5 protein-coding genes are annotated in these 6,025 nt (G+C 38.9%); all 5 read right to left on the minus strand.

Features of this window, described 5'->3' with window-relative positions:
- Positions 1-238 precede the first annotated feature (238 nt).
- The 5 genes from A5875_RS05500 to polA all read right to left on the minus strand — a co-directional run bounded on the left by A5875_RS05500 (position 239) and on the right by polA (position 5,904).
- Complete coding sequence (locus A5875_RS05500) at positions 239-922, minus strand: Bax inhibitor-1/YccA family protein (RefSeq protein ID WP_088932688.1); 684 nt, start codon at positions 920-922, stop codon at positions 239-241.
- Positions 915-1,394 carry a MaoC family dehydratase gene (locus A5875_RS05505; RefSeq protein WP_088932689.1) on the minus strand — a complete coding sequence of 160 codons (480 nt, stop codon included), beginning with the start codon at positions 1,392-1,394 and terminating at the stop codon, positions 915-917. The genes A5875_RS05500 and A5875_RS05505 overlap by 8 nt, the downstream gene beginning before the upstream one ends.
- A gap of 218 nt (positions 1,395-1,612) precedes the next feature.
- Complete coding sequence (gene coaE / locus A5875_RS05510) at positions 1,613-2,212, minus strand: dephospho-CoA kinase (RefSeq protein WP_088932690.1); 600 nt, start codon at positions 2,210-2,212, stop codon at positions 1,613-1,615.
- Positions 2,213-2,214: 2 nt separating this feature from the next.
- Positions 2,215-3,048 (minus strand): DNA-formamidopyrimidine glycosylase, encoded by an 834-nt coding sequence (mutM, locus tag A5875_RS05515; protein ID WP_088932691.1) that lies wholly within the window; start codon positions 3,046-3,048, stop codon positions 2,215-2,217.
- A 216-nt stretch (positions 3,049-3,264) separates the two neighbouring features.
- The gene (gene polA, locus A5875_RS05520; protein WP_088932692.1) at positions 3,265-5,904 is read right to left on the minus strand and encodes a DNA polymerase I; all 2,640 of its coding nucleotides are present in this window, start codon (positions 5,902-5,904) and stop codon (positions 3,265-3,267) included.
- Positions 5,905-6,025: the final 121 nt, after the last annotated feature.

Consider the following 6,025-nt stretch of genomic DNA (forward strand, 5'->3'; position numbering starts at 1 on the left):
ACTGTTTCCGTCTACTAATAATAATTTTTTTTCACTCATAGCTTCGACTCCTAATTCCAATTAATATATTTTTTCACGTATACCCTCAGTTAAATAAAATAGCAAAATAAGAAAAATCACTAAACCTTCACGCTTCATTTTAACAAAGTATCGAACGAAATGAAAAGAATGCAGCCGATTTTTTCAGGATTCTTATCATAAAGACGTATCCAAAAAAAATAGAGACGAATACTCGCCTCTATTTGCTGTTTCCAAAAATTCGTAAGAATGAAATGAACAGGTTGATGAAGTCCAAGTAAAGCTGCAAGGCCATAAAGACAGCCACGCCATTTCCGGCTTCACCATTCGTTCCATGATAGATTTTACGGATCATTTGATTGTCATAAGCTGTGATACCTGACATGATCACTACCATTAAAATAGAAATAAAGAAATCAACTGCACTGCTGTGCAATACAAAGACATTTAACAGCATTGCAATGATAATTCCCAACAAACAGCTCAGAGCCGCGCGTCCCATTCCGGATAAGTCGCGTTTCGTAAATGAACCGACAAGCGACATGACTAAAAATGTTGCCGATGCGGTTACAAATGCTTGTGTTACCGTACCCAAATCATACATTGCTAGTGTGACAGCCAAAGTCACGCCATTCAAAGCTGAATATACGATAAAACCGCTAAGTGCTAATGTTGGATTCTTTTGAGCTTTTGCGCCAAGAAAAATAACCAGCGCAATCTCTGCGATCCAGATTCCCCAGAAGCCTAACGGAAAATTATTGATGAAGCTTGCAACTTGATAAGCCCATGGTCCTAAAGCCATGTATGAAATTACTGCGCTGATTCCAATACCTAAAGCGAGGAACGCGTAGATTTTTCCGTAAAAACGATTCAATCCGTAAACTTGAGTTTCTTGATTATTCATTTATCTCATCTCCTATGTGTGCTTGCGGCGGTTTTACCATTACCACAGCATCCAAGATACGTTTCTCTTCATTGTCAGTAGCTTCCACTGCTTCCACAGAAATAGTAACGACATCTTTCATTTTATCTACTTTGATTACTTCAAACTCAAAGGTCAATGTTTCATAGTGAAAAACTGGATCAATAAAATTGATCGAGAAGTTCACAACGTGAGAACCCGGTCCTGGTAAATGTTTAGAAATCGCACTTGTTATGATTCCCATCAGCATGATCGATGGCACAAGCGGTTGCTCATACTCAGTTTCTTTCGCGTAGTCGTGTTGGATGTACAAAGGATTCGCATCATTTGTCAAACCTAAGTATAAAAGAATCTGATTATCTTCGATCGATTCCGTTAACGACAACGAGTCACCTTCCTCAATCTCGTCAATCGTTTTGCCTATTTTCCGAGCCTTCATATTATACAAATTCATTCCCTCCGTAATATGTTCTATCCATTATTTTATCAGAACGTAAGTAAAACACAAGTTTGTACCTGTCTCTTATACACATCTAGATGTGTATAAGAGACAGGAACAATTTTTTAAAAACAAAAGTTTGTAGAAAGAAAAAAATTATCTGTTTATATAACATGAGTTTACCATAACCAGCGCGCTAAAAAAAGCGTCGTAAGGCTACGACGCTGAATTCTTTAAGAAACATATTTATTTTCTTTTAGCCAATCAAGCACTTGCTGACGCGTTGTTTCTTGTGAGCCGCAATTATCGATAAGAATATCGGCTCGTTCTCTTTTTTCATCCAATGAAAGCTGACTGTTGATTCGTCCTAAGGCTTCTTTTTTTGTCAACTTATTTCTTGCCATCAAGCGATTTAATTGGATATCCGGTGTGACATAGACTACGGCCACTTTATCCATCATCGCTTCGTACTTTCCTTCATACAACAATGGGACATCGACGATTACCAAGTCATTTGACCTTTTCGCCTCTTCTGTTTGTCGTTTGATTTCTCCGCGAATAAAAGGATCGAGCGTTTTATTTAACAGGTTTCTTTTTTCCTCATCATGGAAAATGAGCGCACCTAAATTTTTGCGATCTAAACCACCTGTTTTTTCTATAATCTCTGAACCGAAAGCTTTTTCCAATGCCTTCAAGCCTTCTGTTCCTGGTTCGACTATTTCTCGTGCCACAATATCACCATCTACGATTGGAAAACCCTTTGCTCTGAAAAAATCTACAACTGTCGATTTTCCGCTGGCGATTCCGCCAGTGATACCTAGTACAAAACTCATCGTTACACCTTCTTTAATTTCTGACAATGGGGACAAAGATGCGTTCCTCTTTGAGCAACTTTTATTTTAATGATTGGTGTTCCACAACGCGAACAAGGAGTCCCCGTCTGACCATATACATGCAGCTCTTGTTGGAAATGACCAGCTTCTCCTAGTGCATTTAAATAGGTTCGAATCGTCGTTCCGCCAGCTTCTTTAGCTTTTGTGATCACCTCGATGATTGCTTCTCGCAAGCGTCGCACAGTTTGAGCACTCAGCGTATTCGCAGGCTGTTCTGGATGGATTTTTGCCAACCATAAAACTTCATCAACATAAATATTTCCTAATCCTGCTACAACTTTTTGATTCAATAATAGAGGCTTGATCATCGTCGAAGATTTTTTTAGATGCTCTTTGAAATCGGCTAAGTTAAAATCTGCGTCCGTTGGTTCCGGTCCTAGCTGCATTAATCCCTTATACTCGTTTGCAGTTCCTTTTTTTAATAAGGCCATGCGTCCAAATTTTCGCACATCGTGATAAACCAGCTCAGTCCCGTCTGTAAAAATAAATCGTACATGGCTATGCTTATCTAACGGTGTGGGTTCATTAAAATATTCATATTTTCCTTCCATCCGTAAATGGGAGACCATTTCGTAATGAGTAAATTGAAAAATCAAATATTTTCCGCGTCGTTCCACCGTTTCAATGGTCTCGCCAACCAATTGCTGCTGAAAGATTTCAACCTCGGGAAATTCAATAATTCGCGGCCAATAAACATCTATTTTTGCAATGGTCTTCCCCTTAACTAAAGAGATCAAGCCCTTTCTGACTGTCTCAACCTCTGGCAATTCCGGCATATCTATCATCCTAACTCTCATTAATTTATTGATTCTTTTGAACTTGCTACATACTTAAATAGCGAACAGCGCGTTCATATTTACGTTATCATTTTTCGGAAAAAGCAAGAAATGATTTGTTTTTGTAGCACGCAAGTGGACTAGTTTCACTAGCATCATTTTCATTCTTTAAAGTAATTAACTGGCAAAAAAGCTGGAATTTCTTCCAGCTTTACTTTATTTCGCTTCGTACCAAGTTTTTCCCCAATTGCTATCTGTCAATAATGGCACATCTAAATGAACAGTGTTTTCCATTACTTCTTTGACCAGCTTATCTAGTTGCTCTAACTCGCTCTCTGGTACCTCAAAAACAAGTTCATCGTGTACTTGCAATAACATTGTCGCCTGCAGCTTTTCTTCTTTCAGACGCTTAGCCATTTCAATCATCGCTAATTTCAAAATATCTGCCGCACTTCCTTGGATCGGCGTGTTGATAGCCGTTCGTTCTGCAAATGAACGCAGATTGAAATTACGAGCATTGATGTCCGGCAAATAGCGTCGGCGATTGTATAAGGTTGCTGAATAGCCTTTGTCTTTTGCTTCGCGCACACTTTCTTCCATATAACGTTTCACATCTGGATAATTCTCAAAATAGGTGTCGATATACTCTTGAGCTGCTTTACGAGTGATTCCCAAGTTTTGTGACAAACCATAATCAGAAATACCATACACGATCCCAAAGTTAACGGCTTTCGCGTTTCGACGCATATTCGGCGTTACTTCTTCTTCAGAAACATTGAAGACACGCATTGCTGTACTAGTATGGATGTCCATCCCATCACGGAATGCTTGCTTCAAATGTTCGTCACCAGAAATATGAGCTAAAACGCGTAATTCGATTTGCGAGTAATCGGAAGAATAAATCAGCCAGTTCTCATCTCGCGGAACAAACGCCTGACGAATTTTTCGCCCTTCCTCCAACCGAATCGGAATATTTTGCAAGTTTGGATCAACAGAACTTAAGCGGCCTGTTTGAGTCAGTGTTTGGATATAACGCGTATGAATTTTATTATCGCCTTGAATCACTTTCAGCAATCCTTCGACATACGTTGATTGAATCTTAGCAAGTTGTCGATAGTCTAAAATATGCTCCACGATCGGTGCTTGCTCTCGCAACTGTTCTAAAACATCTACAGCAGTCGAATAACCGGTTTTTGTTTTTTTAATTACTGGCAGCTGCATTTTCTCAAATAGGATGACACCCAGTTGTTTAGGCGAATTGATGTTAAACTCTTCGCCGGCTTCTTGATAAATCTTTTGCTCGATTTCCTGTAATCGTTTTGAGAATTCTCCTCGCATTGCTTGTAAGCGTTGCGCATCGACAGTAATCCCGGCAATCTCCATTTCTGCTAGAATCCGAGAAAGCGGTAGTTCCATTTGATAGAATAAGTTATCCTGTTTCTTTTCTTCTAATTCGCCTTCTAGTTTATCATTTAAGAAATGGATTGCTTTAATCTTACGGGCCAGATGACCAAAGAATACTTCATCATCTTCCGGCAAGCCTTTTTTTGCGCCTTTGCCGTAGATTTGTTCGTCCGTTTGGATTTCTGTGTAGCCATAATACTGTGCTACCCCAGCAATATCGTTGCTGTTGTCATTCGTATCTAACAGATAAGCAGCCAACAAAACATCAAAGTTGATTCCCTCTGTTTTAGTAATATAGCGATTTAACGCCACATAGGTGCGTTTTGCATCATAAACTTTTTTACCGTTGGCAGTTTCTAACCACTTTTTAAAGACAGCACTCTCAAATAGCGCTAATTCATTGGTCACATAGATTTTTTCTTTCGTCCCCCATGCTACACCAACGATATCTGATAGATGGTAATTATCTTCCAACATCTCAACATATAAGGCAGAATCCGCACTGAACATGTCCTCAGTAAACTCATCAACTACGTCAAACGTAATATCTTCTAGTTCAACTTCCTCTTCTTCAACATTCAGTTTACTTAAGAAGCCTTTGAAATCCATCTCTTTAAAGAAAGGAACCAGCTTGTCTAAATCTTTTCCGTTATAAACTAGTTCATCAATGGAAATATCGACAGGTGCATCCAATTTAATAGTTGCCAATTCTTTTGAAAGAAAAGCCTGATCTTTATCATTGATCAAGTTCTCCTTCATTTTGCTTTTCTTCAGTTCATCGATATTTTCGTAAACACCTTCGACGCTGCCGAATTGCTTCAATAATTTGATCGCAGTTTTTTCTCCGACCTTTGTTACACCCGGATAATTATCTGATGTATCCCCAGCCAAGCCCTTCATATCGATAATTTGATTAGGGGTCAAGCCATCATATTTTTCCGCCACATGTTCAGGCGTATAAGATTCGATTTCACTAACACCTTTTACTGTGATATCGACCTTGATTTTATCTGTCGCTAACTGCGTCAAGTCACGGTCACCAGATAGAACGACTACATCGAACCCTTCTTCTGCTCCACGATGGGCCAATGTTCCGATAATATCATCGGCTTCATAATTATCTAATTCATAGTGCTTTACGCCTAAACCGATTAATAATTCGCGTAAATAAGGCATCTGTTCACGGAATTCTCCCGGCGTTTTTGAACGACCGCCTTTGTATTCGGAATACATCGCTGTCCGAAAAGTCGTATTTCCCGCATCAAAAGCGACTAATACGTGAGTCGGTTTTTCCCGATCCATTACATTTTCAAACATATTGTTAAACGCATAAATCGCATTGGTGTGCAAACCACTTTTATTTTTAAAACGCTCCAAAGAATTATGCAGGGCAAAAAAAGCACGGAACGCAACACTGTTTCCGTCTACTAATAATAATTTTTTTTCACTCATAGCTTCGACTCCTAATTCCAATTAATATATTTTTTCACGTATACCCTCAGTTAAATAAAATAGCAAAATAAGAAAAATCACTAAACCTTCACGCTTCATTTTAACAAAGTATCGAACGAAA

It is taken from the genome of Enterococcus sp. 3H8_DIV0648, from assembly GCF_002140655.1.
GTDB classification, from domain to species: domain Bacteria; phylum Bacillota; class Bacilli; order Lactobacillales; family Enterococcaceae; genus Enterococcus_A; species Enterococcus_A hulanensis.